The sequence below is a fragment of the Cupriavidus sp. C1SS-2L genome, from assembly GCF_057073735.1.
The window spans coordinates 1,102,063-1,121,010 of the sequence record NZ_CP172708.1 but is presented as its reverse complement, the minus strand read 5'-3'; the positions used below and the strand labels follow the sequence as shown (position 1 = coordinate 1,121,010).

At 66.9% G+C, this 18,948-nt stretch carries 13 protein-coding genes; 8 read left to right on the top strand and 5 right to left on the bottom strand.

Features of this window, described 5'->3' with window-relative positions:
* Positions 1 to 67 precede the first annotated feature (67 nt).
* On the bottom strand, positions 68 to 1,105 hold the full coding sequence (hrcA, locus tag ACIGJG_RS05180; protein ID WP_011297219.1) for a heat-inducible transcriptional repressor HrcA: 1,038 nt from the start codon (positions 1,103 to 1,105) through the stop codon (positions 68 to 70).
* Between the two features lie 112 nt (positions 1,106 to 1,217).
* Here hrcA and ACIGJG_RS05175 point away from each other — a divergent pair, with 112 nt between their 5' ends.
* The 4 genes from ACIGJG_RS05175 (at position 1,218) to mprA (ending at position 6,221) form a co-directional block, all read left to right on the top strand.
* Positions 1,218 to 2,135: an NAD kinase gene (locus tag ACIGJG_RS05175; protein ID WP_041679527.1), complete on the top strand. Its 918-nt coding sequence runs from the start codon at positions 1,218 to 1,220 to the stop codon at positions 2,133 to 2,135.
* A gap of 53 nt (positions 2,136 to 2,188) precedes the next feature.
* Positions 2,189 to 3,919, top strand: coding sequence for a DNA repair protein RecN (gene recN, locus ACIGJG_RS05170; protein ID WP_483672850.1), 1,731 nt, complete (start codon positions 2,189 to 2,191; stop codon positions 3,917 to 3,919).
* Between the two features lie 63 nt (positions 3,920 to 3,982).
* Positions 3,983 to 4,417, top strand: a complete 435-nt coding sequence (locus tag ACIGJG_RS05165; RefSeq protein WP_483672849.1) for a hypothetical protein — start codon at positions 3,983 to 3,985, stop codon at positions 4,415 to 4,417.
* Positions 4,418 to 4,559: 142 nt separating this feature from the next.
* Entirely contained in the window at positions 4,560 to 6,221 is a 1,662-nt protein-coding gene (gene mprA / locus ACIGJG_RS05160; protein WP_220631450.1) for an MprA protease, GlyGly-CTERM protein-sorting domain-containing form, read from the top strand.
* 12 nt (positions 6,222 to 6,233) lie between these two features.
* On the opposite strand, the gene rrtA is transcribed toward mprA, so the two are convergent.
* On the bottom strand, positions 6,234 to 6,812 hold the full coding sequence (gene rrtA / locus ACIGJG_RS05155; protein WP_011297214.1) for a rhombosortase: 579 nt from the start codon (positions 6,810 to 6,812) through the stop codon (positions 6,234 to 6,236).
* A gap of 31 nt (positions 6,813 to 6,843) precedes the next feature.
* The gene (gene glnE / locus ACIGJG_RS05150) at positions 6,844 to 9,696 is read right to left on the bottom strand and encodes a bifunctional [glutamate--ammonia ligase]-adenylyl-L-tyrosine phosphorylase/[glutamate--ammonia-ligase] adenylyltransferase (RefSeq protein WP_483673051.1); all 2,853 of its coding nucleotides are present in this window, start codon (positions 9,694 to 9,696) and stop codon (positions 6,844 to 6,846) included.
* A gap of 226 nt (positions 9,697 to 9,922) precedes the next feature.
* On the opposite strand from glnE, the gene ACIGJG_RS05145 reads away from it, so the two are divergent.
* From ACIGJG_RS05145 to aroG, 4 genes are all read left to right on the top strand, one after another.
* A complete protein-coding gene (locus tag ACIGJG_RS05145) occupies positions 9,923 to 14,182 on the top strand; it encodes a YhdP family protein (RefSeq protein WP_011297212.1) in 4,260 nt (1,419 codons plus the stop codon).
* Between the two features lie 37 nt (positions 14,183 to 14,219).
* Complete coding sequence (locus tag ACIGJG_RS05140) at positions 14,220 to 15,041, top strand: carbon-nitrogen hydrolase family protein (protein ID WP_011297211.1); 822 nt, start codon at positions 14,220 to 14,222, stop codon at positions 15,039 to 15,041.
* A gap of 84 nt (positions 15,042 to 15,125) precedes the next feature.
* A complete protein-coding gene (gene tldD, locus ACIGJG_RS05135; RefSeq protein WP_041679861.1) occupies positions 15,126 to 16,586 on the top strand; it encodes a metalloprotease TldD in 1,461 nt (486 codons plus the stop codon).
* 406 nt (positions 16,587 to 16,992) lie between these two features.
* Positions 16,993 to 18,072 (top strand): 3-deoxy-7-phosphoheptulonate synthase AroG, encoded by a 1,080-nt coding sequence (aroG, locus tag ACIGJG_RS05130; protein ID WP_140950138.1) that lies wholly within the window; start codon positions 16,993 to 16,995, stop codon positions 18,070 to 18,072.
* A gap of 93 nt (positions 18,073 to 18,165) precedes the next feature.
* Here aroG and ACIGJG_RS05125 read toward each other — a convergent pair whose 3' ends face one another.
* Both ACIGJG_RS05125 and ACIGJG_RS05120 read right to left on the bottom strand, forming a co-directional pair.
* Positions 18,166 to 18,564, bottom strand: coding sequence for a c-type cytochrome (locus ACIGJG_RS05125; RefSeq protein ID WP_011297208.1), 399 nt, complete (start codon positions 18,562 to 18,564; stop codon positions 18,166 to 18,168).
* Positions 18,565 to 18,577: 13 nt separating this feature from the next.
* On the bottom strand, positions 18,578 to 18,925 hold the full coding sequence (locus ACIGJG_RS05120) for a c-type cytochrome (RefSeq protein WP_011297207.1): 348 nt from the start codon (positions 18,923 to 18,925) through the stop codon (positions 18,578 to 18,580).
* Positions 18,926 to 18,948: the final 23 nt, after the last annotated feature.

Genomic DNA, 18,948 nt, shown 5'->3' with positions numbered 1-18,948 from the left:
GCCGGGCAGCCAAGGCCGCCGGGCTGTGGAAATGGGGACGCAGACTGTGTGACCCGTCGGACGGGTCCTAGTTCTGGCTCAGTGCACTCGAGAGCAGGCGCGCGGTGATGTCGACAATCGGAATCACGCGCTCATAGGCCATGCGGGTCGGGCCGATGACCCCCAGCGTACCGACGATCTGCCCGTCGACCTCATAGGGCGCGGTGATCACGGCCATTTCCTCGATCGGCACGAGCTGGCTTTCGCCGCCGATGAAGATCTGCACGCCCTGAGCATGGCTGGACACGTCCAGAAGCTGGAGCAGGCTGGTCTTGTGCTCGAACACATCGAACAGCCGCCGCAGCTTGTCCATGCTGGAAGCCAGGTCCTCGACCTCGAGCAGCTTGCGTTCGCCGCTGATATAGAGGTGGTCGTCTTCTTCTTCCATGGCGCTGCTGCCTGCCTCGACCGCCGCCTGCATCAACTGCGACATGTCGCGGCGCAGGTCCTGCAGCTCCACGCGCAGGTGGTCGCGCACGGCATCGAAGCTCATGCCCGCATAGTGCGCGTTGAAGAAGTTCGCCGCTTCGATCAGCTGCGCCGGCGTGTACGACAGTTCGGTCTGGATGATCCGGTTCTGCACGTCGCCTTCCGGGCTGACGATGATCAGCAGGATGCGCTTGTCCGACAACCGCATGAATTCGACCTGCCGGAACGACTGCGCGCGCCGCGGGGTCATGACTACGCCGGCGAAGTGCGAGAGGTTCGACAGCGTGCGCGCCGCCGCCGTGATCATGCGCTGCGGCCCGAGTTGCTGGCCGCCGAGCTGGCCCTGGATCTGGCCGGCCAGTTCGGTCATTTCCAGGCCGCCGCGCTCGATCGGCTTGACCGTGAGCATGGTGTCGACGAACAGGCGATACCCGCGCGGCGTGGGGATCCGCCCCGCCGACGTATGCGGACTGGAGATGAAGCCCATCTCCTCCAGATCGGACATCACATTGCGGATGGTGGCCGGCGACAGGTCCAGTCCGGAATACTTGGACAAGGTCCGGGAACCGACCGGCTGGCCTTCGGCAATGTAGCGCTCGATCAGAGTCTTGAGCAGCGTTTTGGAACGTTCATCCATGATGCCCCGATTTTACGCAAGTTTTACAGCTTCGGGCGCCCGCGCGGCCGGTGCCCGGTGGCGCGCCCGGCCCATGCTGACAACGGTCACAGCGGTATGGTCTAATCCCGGCATGTCTGCCCCCCAGAAAACCAGCGCCTTGCGCACCCCATTCAAGACCGTGGCCCTCGTGGGCCGGTACTCGACTGCCGGCATCGAAGGCCCGCTGGAGGAGCTCGCGTCCTACATCCTCCGGAATGGCCAGGATGTTGTCTTCGAGCGCGAGACCTCACTGGCCACCGGCCTGACGGGCTACCCGGCCCTGACCGCCGAGGAGATCGGCCGGGAAGCGGACGTGGCCGTGGTGCTCGGTGGCGACGGCACACTGCTCGGCATCGCCCGACAGCTTGCCGGCCACAATGTGCCGCTGATCGGCGTCAACCATGGCCGGCTCGGTTTCATGACCGACATCCCGCTCGAAGACGTGCAATCCGTGCTGCCTGACATGCTGGGGGGGCGCTACGAGGCCGAGACCCGGCTGCTGCTGGAATCGAGCGTGGTGCGCGACGACAGCCCGATTTTCTCGGCGCTGGCGCTCAACGACGTGGTCGTCAACCGCTCGGGCATTTCCGGCATGGTCGAACTGGCGGTGTCGGTCGATGGCTATTTCATGTACAACCAGCGTTCGGACGGCTTGATCGTGTCCACCGCGACCGGCTCGACGGCGTATGCGCTGTCGGCCGGCGGCCCGATCCTGCATCCGACGCTGTCTGGCCTGGTGCTCGTGCCGATCGCCCCGCATTCGCTGTCCAACCGGCCGATCGTGCTGCCGCAGGAGGCGGAGGTTACGATCGAGGTTGCGACCGCGCGCGATGCCAGCGTCAACTTCGACATGCAGTCGCTGACCTCGCTCTTGCCGGGCGACCGCATCGTCGTGCGCCGTTCGAAGAAGACCATCCAGCTGCTGCACCCGGTGGGCTACAACTACTACGCTACGCTGCGCAAGAAGCTGCACTGGCACGAATATCCGACCGAGGACAACCGGCTCTGAGCCTGAGGCCCGGCGCCTTCCGTCCGCACTGACCGAAACCCTTCACCGCCACGATGCTGCGCAGCCTGTCCATCCGTGATTTCGTCATCGTCGATACGCTCGACCTCGATTTCCAGTCCGGCTTCACCGTCTTCACCGGAGAAACCGGGGCCGGCAAGTCGATCCTGATCGATGCGCTGGCACTCGTGCTCGGCGAACGCGCCGATGCCGGTGTGGTTCGCGAAGGTTCAGCACGCGCGAGCATCAGCGCCACCTTTTCGACCCATGCGGCACTCGACGCGTGGCTCGAGGAACGCGAACTCGGCGGCGACGAGGATGGCGACGTGCGCACGGTGCTGCTGCGACGCACGGTGGACGGCAGCGGCCGCAGCAAGGCCTTCATCAATGGCGCGGCCGCGACGCTTGCCCAGCTGCGCGAAGTTGGCGACCAGCTTGTCGATATCCACGGCCAGCACGCGCACCAGCAACTGCTGCGCCCCGACGCGCAGCGGCTGCTGTTCGACGCGCATGCCGGGCTGACCCAGCAGGCTGGCGCCGTGGCGGAATCCTGGCGTGCATGGCGCGCCTGTGTGCGCCAGCGCGAGGCCGTGGAGCACCAGTCGCGCGAAATGCAGCTCGAACGCGAACGGCTCGAATGGCAGGTCGGCGAGCTGGAAAAGCTCGCGCCGCAAGCCGGCGAATGGGAAGAAATCCAGGCCGAATACAATCGCCTGTCGCACGCTGCGGGCCTGATCGACGGCAGCCGTGCCGCGCTCGACGCGCTGTCCGAAGCCGACGGCTCGGTGCTGTCGGCACTGAATTCCATCGTCCACCGCGTGCAGCAGCTCGCCGACGTCGACCCGTCGCTGCGCGACGTGCTGGCCGCGCTGGAACCGGCACAGGTGCAGGCCGAGGAAGCCGCGCATTCGCTGATGCGCTATGTCGACCGGCTCGAACTCGATCCCGAACGGCTCGAAGCCGTCAACGAACGCATGCAGGCGCTGCACACCACGGCACGCAAATACCGCCTGCCGCCCGAGCAGCTCGCCGATGAACTGGTAACGCGCCGCCAGCAGCTCGACGACCTCCAGTCGGCGCAGGACATCAACAAGGTGCTCGCACGCGAGGCTGCCGCCAAGGCCGCCTACCTGACGCTGGCCCAGCACCTGAGCCAGGCGCGCAAGGTAGCCGCCGAAGCACTGTCCACAGCCGTCACCGAGGCCATGCAAGGCCTGTCGATGGCGGGCGGCAGCTTCGTCGCGGCGCTCAATCCGCTCGACGAAGGCCAGAGCTATGGCCTGGAACAGATGGAATTCCTGGTGGCCGGCCATGCCGGCGTCAGTGCCCGGCCGCTGGCACGGGTCGCGTCGGGCGGCGAACTCGCCCGCATCAGCCTGGCCATCTCGGTCATCACCAGCGAAGCCGCGCCTACACCCACGCTGATCTTCGACGAAGTCGACACCGGCATCGGCGGCGCCGTGGCCGAAGTGGTTGGCCGGCGCCTGCAGGAACTGGGCCGCGCACGCCAGGTCCTGTGCGTGACACATCAGCCGCAGGTGGCCGCGCAGGCCGGGCACCACCTGCTGGTCAGCAAGGAGACCACCGGCGATGGGGCCGGCTCTGTCACGCGTTCGCGCATCCGCTCGCTAGACGCCGCGGGCCGCGTGGTGGAAACCGCGCGCATGCTCGGCGGCGCGACGGTGACCCCCACCACTCTCCAGCACGCCGAGGAAATGCTTGCGCAAGGCGCGCGCGCGGCCGGCGGCGGCAAGGAAGGCCGGCGCTCGCGGCGCAGCGCCGGCTGAGCGTCCAGGGGGGCCGGCATCCGTCACCACCGCAAAATCTTCATGCATTCACAGGAGCAACCCATGACCCGCCCACTCCCGACTGCCAGCCGACCGCGCGCCTTCGTGCCGGCGCTGGCCGCCGCGGCGGCCGCCACCCTGGCACTGCTGGCGCTGTCCGGGTGCCAGGCCCAGCCTTCCCAACCGCCGCGTGGCGCCATTACGGCTGACCGCGTGGTGGGCGATATCATGGTCCGCTTCACTGCCCCCGACGTCATCGTCTCCGAGGAAGCGGGCAAGCTGCTCGACACCATCGAAGGGCCGATCCGCTTCGTGGTCAAGCGGCCGCTGTCGGGCGGGGTATGGCTGGTGACGGCGATCAGCGCGTCGCCGGACGCCACCATGGATCAGGCACTCGCCACCCTGCGCGCCGCGCCGCGCGTCGGCACCGCCGAGCCGGACCGGGTGCTGAAGCCCAACCACACCATGCCGGGCAGCCGCGACATGCCCGCAAGCTAGCTGCGTGGGCTACCGGACTTTACGAGCCGGGTTAAGCCTTCGGCACACTTGCGGAATCCAGCTGAATCGTATTCGCTACATAGCATTGTCCCCAGCGTCGGCGCCATGAGGCGAGTCCGCAGGGACACACCGGGAGGTGTTCATGCCGCATCCGTCGCACCCCGTTTCTCGTCCTGGCCGCGCTGCTGCCGCCCGATGGTCGGCAGCCGTGCTCGCATTGCTGTCCTGGACCGCATGCATCCCTGCCGCAGCGGCCGGTGACGGCGTCCGCGCAGCGCCGGTTTATACGGGCAATGTCATCGTTCGCTGGCGTGATGCCAACATCGTGCCCAGCGCGTCCGGTGTGGGCGGTGCTTCCAGCGCAATGGCGGACGCCAAGCAAGCTGCAACGGCCTCCGAAGACCGCCTGGAGCGCCTGCGCAATCAGTCAGGCGTGAACCTTGCCGTGCGACGGAGCATGGCAGGCAATATGCAACTGCTGGGAACCGCGGATGGCAGCCAGACCGATCCGGAAGGGTTGGCCGCCAGGTTGCGGCAGGATCCGCGCGTCGCCGACGCGGTGCCCGACCGCTGGCTGCACCTGCACGACACCCTGCCCAACGACCCTGAATTTGCCTCGGCACAGCCTTACATGATGGGCACGGGCACCGTCACCGGCGGCGCCAATCTGCCGCATGCGTGGGATCGCTCTCGCGGCAGCACGAACATGGTCGTGGCGGTGCTCGACACCGGCACCCTGCCCCATCCAGACCTGGTGGCCAAACTGCTGCCCGGTTACGACTTCATCAGCAGCACGACGATCTCCAACGATGGCGACGGCCGCGACAGCGACGCCACGGATGCCGGAGACAACGTGCCGCAGGGCTTCATGTGCCCTGGCGCGTCTACACCTACGCAGGAAGCCACTCCAAACAGCTGGCACGGCACTCGGGTGGCAGGCGTACTCGGCGCCGTGACCAACAACGCACTGGGCATTGCCGGCGTCGACTGGAACACGCGTATCCTGCCAGTGCGCGTCTCTGGCCGTTGCGGCGCCCTGCTGTCGGATACCGTAGATGGCCTGCGTTGGGCAGCCGGCATCAACGTGCCCAATGTGCCGGACAATCCCAACCCCGCCCGCGTGGTCAACATCAGTCTCGGGGGCGGCACCTGCACCAGCATCGAACAGCAGGCTATCAACGACGTCGTCGCGCGAGGCGTATCCGTTGTCGTGGCGGCCGGTAACAACGCCGGGGCGTTGGAAGCCCCAGCCGACTGCAGCGGCGTGATTGCGGTTACCGCGCATGCCAACGACGGCGAAAACGCGAGCTACGCCAATGTGGGCCCAAAGGTCACCATCAGCGCACCCGGGGGCGGCTGCGGCAATTCCAAGGTCGTGAACGGAACCTGCACAACAACCCTGTCGTTTATCCGCACGCTCTTCAATAACGGCACGACATCGCTGGGCGCGTACACGATCAGCAACTCTCAGGGCACGAGTTTCGCGGCGCCGATGGTCTCCGGCGTGGTGTCGCTGATGCTGGCCGTCAACTCGTCGCTGACGCCGGCACAGGTCACTGCGGCGTTGAAGAGTTCTGCAAGGCCCCATCCGTCCGGCACTTTTTGCACGACTAATCCGGGCGTTTGCGGCGCGGGCCTGCTCGATGCCGATGGGGCGCTGAGTGCGGCGGCCAACGTCAGCGCGGCGCCGCCGGCTGCTTCGCAATCCAGCGGCGGTGGCGGCGGAGGCCTGGTGGCGCCATGGCTGGCAGCAGCACTGGGCGTGATCGGAATGCTCGCTTTCGCGCTGCGCCGGCGCGGCTGATCGCCGCCGTCTTCAATGCGGGGCCCGCGCGTGCCGGCCCCGCCACCAGTCCTGCAGCAGCCAGCAGGCAAGACCGGCCACGGCGCCGGCCGCATGAGCGGCACGAACCACGCCAAACCCCCATGACGGATCGAACACCACCGGCGCGAGCCACGATTGTTCGAGCCACACCTTGACGATCACGCCAAGGCTCAGCAGCACACCGATCGCACGTGGCAAGCCCGGCTCGCGCAGCAGGCTCAGTGCGCCCCAGAGCGCCAGCCCGTGCAGTGCGCCCGACAGCCCGCCATACCAGCCGATCGCCGGTACGCGCAGTAACGCCACCTGCACGGCGATGCCGCAGACCACCAATACCGCCAGCGCCGCGCGCGCGCGCGCCACGCGGCCGGCCAGCAGCAGCAAACCCGCCGCGGCACAGGCATCGGCAAGCCAATGGCGCCAGTCCAGGTGGACCCACATGGCGGTGACGAGTCGCCACCACTCGTTCCCGGTCCGCACGGCATCGCGCAGGTAGAGGCCATGCGCGTGCAGCCATGGCACGAAGCTCATCAGCGCGGACAGTATCCACACCGCGCCGATCGCGGCCAGCATGCCCGGCCATGTCGCGCCGGCCCGGCTCGGATCAGCCAGCACGGAATACGGCCTGCCAGAGGGCCCGTACGTGCGCCGTCTGTTCGGCCACTTGCTCGGCGGGCACGCGCGCGTGGGCCTGCCCGTCGAGCCGCAACTGGTGCTGCAGCGCGCGGAACTGCCGATAGGCGTCGCCAACCTGCACGGCCAGCGGGGCGGCGATCAGCCCCAGCTCACCGGCTTCACGCAGCAGCGCGATATTGCCCGCGTTACGCGTGAGCTGCGGATGCGTCCCGCTGTGCAGCAGCACGAGATACTGCACGGTGAACTCGATATCCACCATGCCGCCGCGGTCATGCTTCAGGTCGAACAGTGGTGTCGGGTTGGGATGCCCCTCAGCCACCTTGCCGCGCATCTGCACGATCTCGTCGCGCAGTGCGGCGGCATCGCGCGGCTGGCGCAGGATCTCGTCACGCAGCGCTTCGAAGCGTGCGCCGATCGAAGTATCGCCCGCGCAAAAGCGTGCACGCGTGAGCGCCTGGTGCTCCCACACCCAGGCGGTGTTGTCGCCTTCGCGAAGCTGGTAGCGGCGGAACGCGTCGAAGCTCGTCACGAGCAGTCCCGCCGCGCCGTTCGGGCGCAGGCGCATGTCCACGTCGAACAGCGAGCCGGCTGCGGTATGGCTCGTCAGCCAGGTGATCAGGCGCCGCGCGTACGCGGCGTAGACGTCCGGCGCGCGCTCGTGCTCGTCTTCATACAGGAAGATGATGTCGAGGTCCGAGGCATAGCCGAGTTCCTTGCCGCCCAGGCGCCCGTAGGCAATCACGGCGAAGCGCGGCTTGTCGCAATGGCGCGTGGCGAGCTGCCGCCAGACGGTTTCCAGCGTGGCCTCCAGCATGGCATCGGCCAGGTCGGACAGCCGGTCCGCAATCTGCTCGACAGTCAGCAGCCCCTGCAGATCCTGCAGCAGGATGCGGAAGGTCTCGGCATGATGCTCGCGGCGCAGGACGTCCATCTGCTGCTCGATCTGGCCGTCCGCGGCCAGCAGCCGCTCGGCCAGCCGGCGCCGGAATGCGGGCCAGTCGGGCGCGCCCGCCAGCGCATCGCTGTCCAGCAGCTCGTCAAGTAGTTGCGGATGGCGCGTCAGGTAGGCGGCCGCCCAGCGCGACGCATGCAGCGTATGCGCGACGCGGTCCATGGCCTGCGGGTATTCCGACAGCAGCGACAGATACGATGCGCGGCGGCTGATCGCCTCCAGGAAATCGATAAAGCGCGTAATGGTGCTGTCCGCGTCCTTCTGCCTGGCCGCAAGATCGAGTGCACGGTTGACCAGCTGGTCAAAACGCACGCGGCTCGATTCGGACAGCGCGCGGTAGCGCAGTGATGTGGCGATCGCGCGCAACCTGTCGAACAGCCCGGTGCAATCGGTAAAGCCTGCTTCCTGCAGGCGCTGGCATGGCGACACCTCCGTATCCGGACCGCTCTGGTCGGGCCCGTCCTGTGTGCTGCGCGCCTGCTGGTCTTCGAGCACGATGCCTGGCCAAAGCGCCTCGCACGGCGAGGCGTCGGGGTCCGAGAACGTGGCCTCGAACTGCTGCGCGACCGGCTCCTGCAGCGCCGCGAGCTTGTCGGTCAGCGCGGCCCAGTCGGCGCAGCCCATCATCTGCGCGACTGCGAGCTGTTCTTCCGGCGTGGTCGGCAGGTGGTGGGTCTGGGCGTCGTCGCGATACTGCAAGCGGTGTTCGAGCTGGCGCAGGAAGCGGTAGGCATCGCAGAGTTGCGCGGCCTGGGCTGCGGGCAACAGGCCGCGGTCGACGGCGACGGCCAGCACCTCGAGCGTCGGTCGCACGCGCAGCGCGGGGTCCTGCCCGCCTCGGATCAGTTGGAACACCTGCGCCATGAACTCGATCTCGCGGATGCCGCCGCGGCCGAGCTTGATATTGAACGAACGCTGGTTGACGCCATGCCCGGCCAGGCCGCCGCTGCGCTTCGCCGCCTCGCTGCGGATCTGGGCGTGCAGCGAGCGGATTGCCGCGATCACGCCGTAGTCCAGGTAGCGCCGGAACACGAACGGCGTGGTCAGCCGCGCGAGCAGCGCCGCCGTGCGCTGGGCATGCGGGGTGTCGAGCGCCGACACTACCCTGCCCTTGATCCACGCATAGCGCTCCCATTCGCGGCCCTGCACCACGAGGTATTCCTCGAGCATGCCGAAGCTGCAGGCAAGCGGACCCGCGTCGCCGTTGGGCCGCAGGCGCATGTCGACGCGGAACACGTAGCCGTCGCCGGTCACGTCGGCCAGCAGGTTGATCAGGCGCCGGCCGAGCCGAATGAAGTACTCATGGTTGGACAGGCTGCGCGTGCCGCCGCGGGTCTCGCCGTCTTCGTCGTACAGGAAGATCAGGTCGATATCGGACGACACATTGAGTTCGCGGCCGCCCAGCTTGCCCATGCCGACCACGACAAGCTCCTGCACCTCCCCGCTCTGTTCGCCGACCGGCCTGCCGTAAGTCGCGGCCAGGTCGTCGCCGAGCATGGCCAGGCCGTGCTGGATGCAAAGCTCGGCAAGGTCGGTCATCGCACCCGTGACTTCGGCCAGCGTCGCCTGGCCGCGCAGGTCTCGCTCGATCGCCACGCACATGACCTCGGCACGCAGACGCCGCAGGGCGCGCTTGACGGACTCCTCCATGTCGGCCGAAGGCTCCTGCAAGGCCTTCAGGCGCTCGCTCATCCAGGCCCTGGTCAGCGGCTGCGCCGCAGCGGCGGAAACGATGCCCGGCAGCTCCGGCCTGGCCAGGAGGACACGCCTTGTGTAATGCGAGTACGAGGCCGAGTACAATACGTGGCCCTCGAAATCGACCGGTTCCGGCCCTGTGGCAGCGGTAGTGGCGAATGCGCCGCAGGCCATGTCGCATAACGGCTGGCCCGTGGCGCCTGCGCCATATTGACCGGGTTGGATTTCGGCGGTGGTGCCCGCGGCGGAACTCGTCGGATCAGAGGCAGTCATTCCAGTAACTTGAAATGCAGGGACAGGTGCGGCGCGCCCGCGGCATCCCTTGCGTGTCAACTGTTTGCAACATACAAAGGCCGGGCGCCAGATTGGAGAGCGGCTAGTATTGTCGGATAATCTGCGCATGTCCAGCCGCGCCCCAAACCCCGCTGACGGCTCCAACCCCAATGCGGGCGCGGGTAGCCAGGAGGCCGTCGCCGGCCTGGCCCCTTCCATTGCATCCCCTGCTGCCCCGACGCCGGTTTCGCCTGCCGATCGCCTGCGCGCGTTTGCACGCCTTTGCGCCGGGTCGCTGCGCGCCGCGGTGCGCCATCCGGTCTGGCGCGGACTGGGCCGCACGCTGGCCCGCCTGGCCCTGGCTTTGGCTGCGCTGGCCCTTGTGGCTGGCCTGCTGATCCGTTTTGTGCTCTGGCCGCAGGCGTCCGCCGCGCGGCAATGGCTGGAAGACCGCGGCACGCTGGCGCTGTCGGCCAAACTGACCATCGATTCGCTCGATACCTATTGGGACGGCTGGCATCCGGCCTTCCGCGCACGCGGCCTCAAGCTGGTCGATGCCCAGCAGCGCACGCTGCTCGCGGCCGGTGCACTGGACGGCAAGCTGGCCTGGCGCTCGCTGTTCAGCATGGACCTGCAGTTCGTGACGCTCGATGCTTCGGGGACCGATGTGCTTGTGCGCCGCACGACCGAAGGCAAGCTGCTCGTCGCGGGCATGGCCGTCGATACTGCCCGCGGCAAGCCCGACGACAACCGCTTCCTTGACTGGCTGATGGGCCAGGGCAATATGGAGCTGAGGGACGGCAAGCTGCGCTGGCTGGACGAAAAGGGCCGCCTGCCGCAACTCGACGTGGCCCAGATCCACTTCAGCGCCCAGCGCAATGGCCTGCACCACGAGATCAGCCTGGAGGCGCAGTCCGAAGCGCTGGCGCCGCGGCCGCTGGTGTTGCGCGCGAGCCTGCGCCACGACTACCTGCACAGCGCCGGCAACTGGCGCTACTGGTCGGGGCAGGCAAGCTGGGACGTGACGCAACTGCAACTACCGGTGGTGCAACGCTACCTGACCGTGTTCGAACGCGTGTCGGGTGGCAGCTTCAGCACCGACGGTACCGTGGAGTTCAGCGGCGGCCGCATCGTGCGCAGCCAGGCGCGACTGCGCGGCAGCGGCATCGACCTGCAACTCGCAGGCGCCAGCGAAGCCCTGCAACTCGCCAATACGCAGGCCTTCCTCGTGCATCGCAGCGACCGAGAAGGCAACAACCTGCTGACCATCAACACCCTGCTGTGGCAGCCTCGCCCGGCTGCCGGCCCGCCCTCCCCCAGCGACACCGCCTGGCGCGAAGGCATGCGGCAGGTCACGCTGGGATGGGCCCGAGATAACAAGGACCAGTTGCGCAAGTTCACGCTGAAGGCGCCGACGTTCGACCTCAACACAGTGCGAGCATTGGCCACGTCGATGCCGATCGATACCGCGGTGCTGCGCCAGTTGCGCGCCTTGCAGCCGGCAGGCCATATCGACAACCTGAACGTGAACTGGAATCGCGACCGCGCGGGTGTGCTCGAACGCCGCCCGGGCAAGGCCCACTACACCGTTCAGGGCACACTGCGCAATGTGTCGGTCAATGGCCAGCCAGCAGTGCCCGCTGTCGGGCCCAACGGCAAGCCGAACCTGGGCGTGCCGGGCTTTGCCAACCTGTCTGGCACGTTCAGTTTCGATGACCGGCAGGGCAAGGTGCATGTCGAAGGCAGCAATGCCGCGCTGGTCCTGCCCGGCATGTTCGACGAGCCGCGCCTGCCCTTCGACGAGATCAGCGGCGATGTGCGCTGGACCCGCCAGGACGGCAACACGGCAGTCAACGTGGAAAACATCCGCTTTGCCAATGCCGACACGGCGGGCAGCGTGAACGGCACGTGGCGCACTGGCGGCGACAGCGCATCCGGCATTGCCGACCTGAGCGGCGAACTGAGCCGCGCGCAGGTCGCGCGCGTGCCGCGCTATCTGCCGACGGGCATTCCCAGCGGCACGCGCCACTACCTGGCGGGCGCGCTGGCCGGCGGCGAAGCGAGCGGCGTGCGCTTCGTGCTCAAGGGCGACCTGACGCATTTCCCGTTCCATGGACCGTACGAAAAAGCCGGCGATTTCCGTGTCGAAGTACCGATCCGGCAGGTCAGGTACCAGATCGCCGCGCACGACACCGCCCCCGGGGGCGCTCCGCTGTGGCCAACGTTTGCCGATATCGACGGCCAGGTGCTGTTCGAGCGCGGCGGCATGTCGTTCGTGGCCCGCCGCGCCACCGTCCTGGGCATTGCCGGCGTGACGCTGCAGGACGTGAACGGCCGCATCGATGACCTCAGCGACCACGGCCGCCTGGAGATAGACGGCGGTGCGAGCGGCGCCGTGCAGGGCTTCCTGCGCTATATGGCGGCCTCACCCGTGCGCGAGTGGACCGGACACTTTGCGGACAACGCGCGCGCGCAGGGCAACGGCGAACTCAAGCTCAAGCTCGATATGCCGCTGACCAACGCCAACGCCACGCGCGTCGAGGGCAGCTTCCGGTTTCCGGGCAACGACGTCGTGCTCAATCCGCAGATCCCGCAACTGAGCGGCGCCAGCGGCGTTATTGCCTTCAACGAGCATGGCTTCCAGCTGGAGAACATGCGTGCCCGCTTCCTCGGTGGCGAAGTGAGCATCGGCGGTGGATCGCAGCCCGACGGCAGCGTGCGCGTGACCGCGAACGGCAATGCCACGGGAGCCGGCATGCGCGAAGCGGCAACGGGTTCTTCGCTGGCCACGCTGGCGGCCCGCCTGGAAGGCAGTACCGCTTACAGCGCGGTGTTCAGTTCGCACGAGAAGCAGACGCAGGTCCAGGTCAACTCGGACCTCAACGGCATGGCCATCGGCCTGCCCGCGCCGCTGGCCAAGACCGCCGCGCAAGACATGCCGCTGCGCTTCGACCTGCGGCCCGCTCCGGGACGCACCGGCCTGGAAGAGGTAGTGGTCCAGCTTGGCGGCGCGCTCAACGCGCGCTATCTGCTGCGCTCGGACCGCAATGGCGGCGACACCGAGGTGGTGGCCGGCGGTATCGGCCTGCAACAGGCCGCGTCCTTGCCCGCAAGCGGCGTCACGGCCGTGGCCACGCTCGACCAGTTCGATTTCGACGGCTGGCGCGCGGCACTGGCCAGCCTTGGCAGCACGCAGGGCGATGGCAGCCATCGCGCCAGCCCGCCGGCGTTCCTGCCTGAGCGCATCAACGCACGCATGCGCACGCTGCACGCCGCGGGTCGCACGCTCGACGACGTCACGGTCGATGCGGCGCGCGAGGCCGCCGGCTGGGACGTCAAGCTGGAATCGCGCCAGATCGCCGGCAATATGCAATGGCGCGCCGAAGGGCCGTCCGGTTCCGGCGCCATGCGCCTGCGCCTGAGCCGTCTGAACGTGCCCGATGCGAACGACGAACACAATGTCGTCGACGCGATCGCCAACAGCATCGACACCCTGCCGTCCATCGACCTGGTCGCCGAGCAGTTCACGCTGCACGGGCATGACTTCGGCAAGCTCGAGGTAGTGGCTCACAGCAGCAAGAGCGGCGACGAACCAGTCTGGACGCTGGAGCGGCTGCTGATCGACCAGCCTGGTGCCACGCTGACCGGCAGCGGCACGTGGCGCGTGCCGCGCCGGCTGCGCGACGGCGACGCGGCCAATGCCCCGCGCCGCACGGCGCTGACCTTTGCCATCGACATCCGTGACGCGGGCGCAACGCTGGAACGGCTGGGCCTGCCGCACACGCTGCGCGACGGCAAGGGCAAGCTCGAAGGCCGCGTGGTGTGGCGCGGCTCGCCGATGTCGATCGACTACCCGACTCTGACTGGCCGGCTATCGATCGATCTTGAGAACGGACAGATCCTCAGCGTCGACCCGGGCGCCGCGCGCCTGCTCGGCGTGCTCAGCCTGCAAGGCCTGTTGCGCTTTGCCACGCTGGATTTCCGCACGCTGTCGGGGCGCGGCCTGCTGTTCGACCGCATCACCGGTTCCGGAACCATCGAGAACGGCGTCGGCACCATCCAGGATTTCGAACTGAAGAGCCCGCAGATCATTGCGAGCATGACGGGATCGGCCAATCTGCTGCGCGAAACCCAGGACATCGATGTGCGCGTGGTGCCGCGCATCAACGCCACCACCACGTCGGTGGCGGCGGCGTTCATCAACCCGGTACTGGGTATCGGCACGCTCGCCGCGCAGCTGCTGTTTGCCGACGAGTTCTCCAAGGTGTTCACGCAGCACTACCGCATCACGGGCAGCTGGGCCAACCCGCAGATCGGCAATCTGGGGGACAATAAGCCGCAACATCCGACGTACCAGAACCGCGCCGAGCCGGCCCTGCAGCGCTGATCCCCGCGCCGCGGCGCGCTGCCAGAGGAAACGACCCATGCAAGCCCCTGCCCCGTTCCGTGTTGCCGCCATCCAGACCGTGACCGGCACGTCGCTCGACGCCAACCTCGCACGTGCTGAATCGCTGATTGCCGAAGCCGCGCGCGGCGGCGCGGAACTGGTGCTGTTGCCCGAATACTTCTGCATGATGGGCCAGCGCGAATCCGACAAGATCGCCATCCGCGAACAGGACGGCGACGGCCCCGTGCAACGGTTCCTGGCCGATGCCGCGAAGCGCCACCGCGTCTGGCTGGTGGGGGGCACCCTGCCGATGTGGTGCGGCGACGACGACCGCGTCTACAACACGTCGCTCGCGTTCGACCCGCGCGGCGAACGCGTGGCGCGCTACGACAAAATCCACCTGTTCGGCTTTACGCGCGGCGCGGAAAGCTATGACGAATCGCGCACCATCCTCGCGGGCAACACGCCCGTCAGCTTCGACGCGCCATGTGGACGCGTAGCAATGTCGGTGTGCTACGACCTGCGCTTCCCTGAACTCTATCGCGGTCTGGCCGGCGGCGACGGCGCGAGCCTGATCCTGATGCCCGCCGCCTTCACCTACACCACCGGACAGGCACACTGGGAAATCCTGTTGCGTGCGCGTGCGATCGAAAACCAGTGCTATGTGCTTGCCGCGGCACAGGGCGGCAAGCACGAGAATGGCCGGCGTACCTGGGGCCATTCGATGCTGGTCGACCCATGGGGCGAAGTGCTGGCCATGCTGCCCGAAGGCGAAGGCGTGGTCAGCGGCGTGATCGACCCGGCGCGGCTAGCCGAAGTCCGACAGAACCTGCCCGCGCTGCGACACCGGGTGCTGTAGCATTGGCGGTAACTCCGCCTTCCAACCTGATTCACGACGCCGGCGACCATGTCGGCGCATCTGCAAGAAAGAAAAGGACTGTTCATGAACGCCGGCGATCTCGGAATCCGCAACCTTGCCACCGCGCAGCAACTGCTGCTGGCGCCGTACGGCCTGGACGAAGCCAAGCTGCAGCGCGTACTGGCCGACATCTTCACGCACAAGGTCGACTATGCCGACCTGTATTTCCAGTACACGCGCAACGAGGCGTGGAGCCTGGAAGAAGGCATCGTCAAATCGGGCAGCTTCAGCATCGACCAGGGCGTCGGTGTACGCGCGGTCTCGGGCGACAAGACGGCCTTTGCCTATTCGGATGACATCAGCCTGCCCGCGCTGTCGCAGGCCGCCGCGGCCACGCGCACCATCGGCCGCGCCGGCAGCGGCCGCGTCAAGGTGGCTGGCGAACTGGCCTCGCAAACCGGCCGCAACCTGTACACGCCGAACGACCCGCTCGATTCGATGGCCGCTGCCGAGAAAGTGGCCCTGCTCGAGCGCGTCGAGCGCATGGCGCGCGCGAAGGATCCGCGCGTCGTGCAGGTCATGGCTGGCCTGGCTGGCGAATATGACGTGGTGCTGGTGGCGCGCAGCGACGGCGTGCTCGCCGCGGACGTGCGCCCGCTCGTGCGCGTGTCGGTCACCGTCATCGCCGAACACAACGGGCGACGCGAGATGGGTTCGTCCGGCGGCGGCGGCCGATATGCCTACGGCTACTTCACGGATGAACTGCTGCAGAAGTATGTCGATGAGGCCGTGTCGTCGGCGCTGGTCAACCTCGACGCACGTCCCGCACCGGCCGGCGCGATGACCGTGGTGCTCGGTCCGGGCTGGCCCGGCGTGCTGCTGCACGAAGCCGTGGGCCACGGCCTGGAGGGCGACTTCAACCGCAAGGGCTCGTCGGCCTTCGCGGGCCGCATGGGCGAACGCGTGGCCGCCAAGGGCGTGACGGTGGTCGACGACGGAACGCTGGCCAACCGCCGCGGCTCGCTCAACCTCGACGACGAAGGCAACGCGACCCAGTGCACCACGCTGATCGAGGACGGCATCCTGCGTGGCTATATCCAGGACACGCTCAACGCGCGCCTGATGAAGATGCCCGTGACCGGCAACGCGCGCCGCGAAAGCTACGCCGCGCTGCCGATGCCGCGCATGACCAACACCTACATGCTCAACGGCGACCGCGATCCGCAGGAGATCATCGCCAGCGTGAAGAAGGGTCTGTATGCCGTGAATTTCGGCGGCGGCCAGGTCGATATCACCAACGGCAAGTTCGTGTTCTCGGCGAGCGAGGCGTACATGATCGAGGACGGGAAGATCACCTACCCCGTCAAGGGCGCCACGCTGGTCGGCAACGGCCCGGAATCGCTTAAGGACGTGACCATGATCGGCAACGACATGCGGCTGGACTCGGGCGTGGGCGTGTGTGGCAAGGAAGGCCAGAGCGTGCCGGTGGGCGTCGGCCAGCCGACGCTTCGCATCGAAAACATGACGGTAGGCGGCACGGCGTAATCGATGGCGATCGCGCCCTGGCCGGCTGCGGGCTGGGCGCGACACTTGCCAACTTTTGCAAAACGCGCTATAAAGATGCTTCGTACTTCGGCAGTGACTCGCCGCACCCCGAGTTTTTGACGGTGTCTGCGCAATTTTCTGCCCCGTTGTCACGCGGCGCAGCATAAATGCCGCGCCTCGAAACGAAATCGAATTCAAGCTGACCTCAGCCAAATCCTTCTCCGCCATGTCCGCTAAGTTTTACTTTTACTTTTTTGGCGAACCCACACCGCTGGCGGATAGGGAGGGACGGCTGTAAGCGCCCCGAACCGAAAAGAAAAAACCGCCAGCAAGACTGGCGGTTTTTTTATATCTGCCTTTTTACTTGTTTCGCCCAGACCTACGACCTCACAAGACCGGACCCATCATGCTGAAGAACACCGACGACCTGCGCATCCGTGAACTCAAGGAACTGCTGCCGCCCGCGCACCTGATCCGCGAGTTCGCCTGCTCCGAAAAGGCCTCGGACGTGATCTACGCCGCGCGCCAGTCCATGCATCGGATCCTGCACGGCATGGATGACCGCCTGATCGTCATCATCGGCCCGTGCTCGATCCACGACACCAAGGCCGCGCTCGAATACGCGAAGCTGCTGAAGGTCCAGCGCGAGCGCTTTGCCAACGAGCTTGAAATCGTGATGCGGGTCTACTTCGAAAAACCGCGTACCACGGTGGGCTGGAAGGGCCTGATCAACGACCCGTTCATGGACGGCAGCTTCAAGATCAACGACGGCCTGCGCACCGCGCGCGAACTGCTGCTGAATATCAGCGAACTAGGCGTGCCGACCGGCACCGAGTATCTCGACATGATCAGCCCGCAGTACATCGCCGACCTCGTGAGCTGGGGCGCGATCGGCGCGCGTACGACGGAGTCGCAGGTGCACCGCGAGCTGGCGTCGGGACTGTCGTGCCCGGTAGGCTTCAAGAACGGCACCGATGGCAACGTGAAGATCGCCGTCGATGCTATCAAGGCTGCATCGCAGCCGCACCATTTCCTGTCGGTGACCAAAGGCGGCCATTCGGCGATCGTGTCGACCTCCGGCAACGAGGACTGCCACATTATCCTGCGCGGCGGCAAGGCGCCGAACTACGACGCCGCGAGCGTGCAGGAAGCGTGCGATGCGATCGCCAAGGCGGGCCTGGCCGCTCGCCTGATGATCGATGCCTCGCACGCCAACAGCAGCAAGAAGCACGAGAATCAGATTCCCGTGTGCGAAGACATCGGCCGCCAGCTCGCCGCCGGTGATGACCGCATCGTCGGCGTGATGGTCGAATCGCACCTGGTGGCAGGCCGTCAGGACCATGTCCAGGGTACGCCGGTAGAAAGCCTGACCTACGGCCAGTCGGTAACCGACGCGTGCATCGGCTGGGACGAATCGGTCAAGGTGCTGGAAACGCTGGCCGAGGCCGTCAAGGCCCGCCGACTGGCAAGCGGCAGCGGCAACTGAGCCCAAGACGCGGGGCAATGCCTCGCGTACACCGCAAAACAAAAAGCCGCTTCATATTGAAGCGGCTTTTTTGTAGCCTGCCCTGCGTGCAGCTTACTTCTTCAGCACCAGGTCACCCGGCAGGGACTCGATATACGCGGCGATGTCCTTCAGCTCCTTGCGCGTGAACGGACGCGGCTTGCCATCCTTGCCCGTGACTGCCGGGTTGGCATTGACCTGGCCGGCCATGATCGCGTTGGAGCGGCCCACTTGCGGCACGCCCGAAACCTGGTACGACAGCAGCGCGTGGTAGAGGTAGTCGGCATGCTGCCCGGCCAGCTTCGGATAGTCCGGCGAGATCGGGGCGTTCAGGCCCTGGCCATGACAGGCCACGCAGTTGCCCTTTTCCACGAGCGCCTTGCCGGCGGCGAGGTCGGCCGCCGAGGCGGTGGCAGCGGAGGCACCCAGCACGAGTGCGCCAATCGCGAACGAAAGCGTCTGAAGCGTCTTCATGATCCGGTGTCTCTTACTTGAGGGAGTTGTTCTGCGAGCCGCCCTTCTGCTGCGAGTAGTACGCAGCCACGTCGGCGATGTCCTGATCGGACAGCGAAGCGGCGATGCCGCGCATGGTCGGGTGCTTGCGATCGCCCTTCTGGTAGGACTTCAGCGCATTCTCGATGTACTTGGCGCTCTGGCCGCCCAGCATCGGCACTTCATAGACTTCGGGGAACGACGCACGGTAGCCCGGAATGCCGTGGCATCCGATGCACATTGCAACCTTGTCCTTGGCAGCGTCTCCATTGCCCTTGACTTCCTGTGCCTGTGCGGCCGTTGCAGCCGCGCCCAGCACCACCATCGTGAGGAGCTTTTTCATTGTCTTTGCGGATTGGAAGTTAA

Excerpts from the sequence above, each read along its gene's own strand:
- hrcA (WP_011297219.1), bottom strand. The coding sequence starts at position 1,105 with ATGGATGAACGTTCCAAAACGCTGCTCAAGACTCTGATCGAGCGCTAC.
- ACIGJG_RS05175 (WP_041679527.1), top strand. The coding sequence starts at position 1,218 with ATGTCTGCCCCCCAGAAAACCAGCGCCTTGCGCACCCCATTCAAGACC.
- recN (WP_483672850.1), top strand. The coding sequence starts at position 2,189 with ATGCTGCGCAGCCTGTCCATCCGTGATTTCGTCATCGTCGATACGCTC.
- ACIGJG_RS05165 (WP_483672849.1), top strand. The coding sequence starts at position 3,983 with ATGACCCGCCCACTCCCGACTGCCAGCCGACCGCGCGCCTTCGTGCCG.
- mprA (WP_220631450.1), top strand. The coding sequence starts at position 4,560 with ATGCCGCATCCGTCGCACCCCGTTTCTCGTCCTGGCCGCGCTGCTGCC.
- rrtA (WP_011297214.1), bottom strand. The coding sequence starts at position 6,812 with ATGCTGGCCGCGATCGGCGCGGTGTGGATACTGTCCGCGCTGATGAGC.
- glnE (WP_483673051.1), bottom strand. The coding sequence starts at position 9,696 with ATGGCCTGCGGCGCATTCGCCACTACCGCTGCCACAGGGCCGGAACCG.
- ACIGJG_RS05145 (WP_011297212.1), top strand. The coding sequence starts at position 9,923 with ATGTCCAGCCGCGCCCCAAACCCCGCTGACGGCTCCAACCCCAATGCG.
- ACIGJG_RS05140 (WP_011297211.1), top strand. The coding sequence starts at position 14,220 with ATGCAAGCCCCTGCCCCGTTCCGTGTTGCCGCCATCCAGACCGTGACC.
- tldD (WP_041679861.1), top strand. The coding sequence starts at position 15,126 with ATGAACGCCGGCGATCTCGGAATCCGCAACCTTGCCACCGCGCAGCAA.
- aroG (WP_140950138.1), top strand. The coding sequence starts at position 16,993 with ATGCTGAAGAACACCGACGACCTGCGCATCCGTGAACTCAAGGAACTG.
- ACIGJG_RS05125 (WP_011297208.1), bottom strand. The coding sequence starts at position 18,564 with ATGAAGACGCTTCAGACGCTTTCGTTCGCGATTGGCGCACTCGTGCTG.
- ACIGJG_RS05120 (WP_011297207.1), bottom strand. The coding sequence starts at position 18,925 with ATGAAAAAGCTCCTCACGATGGTGGTGCTGGGCGCGGCTGCAACGGCC.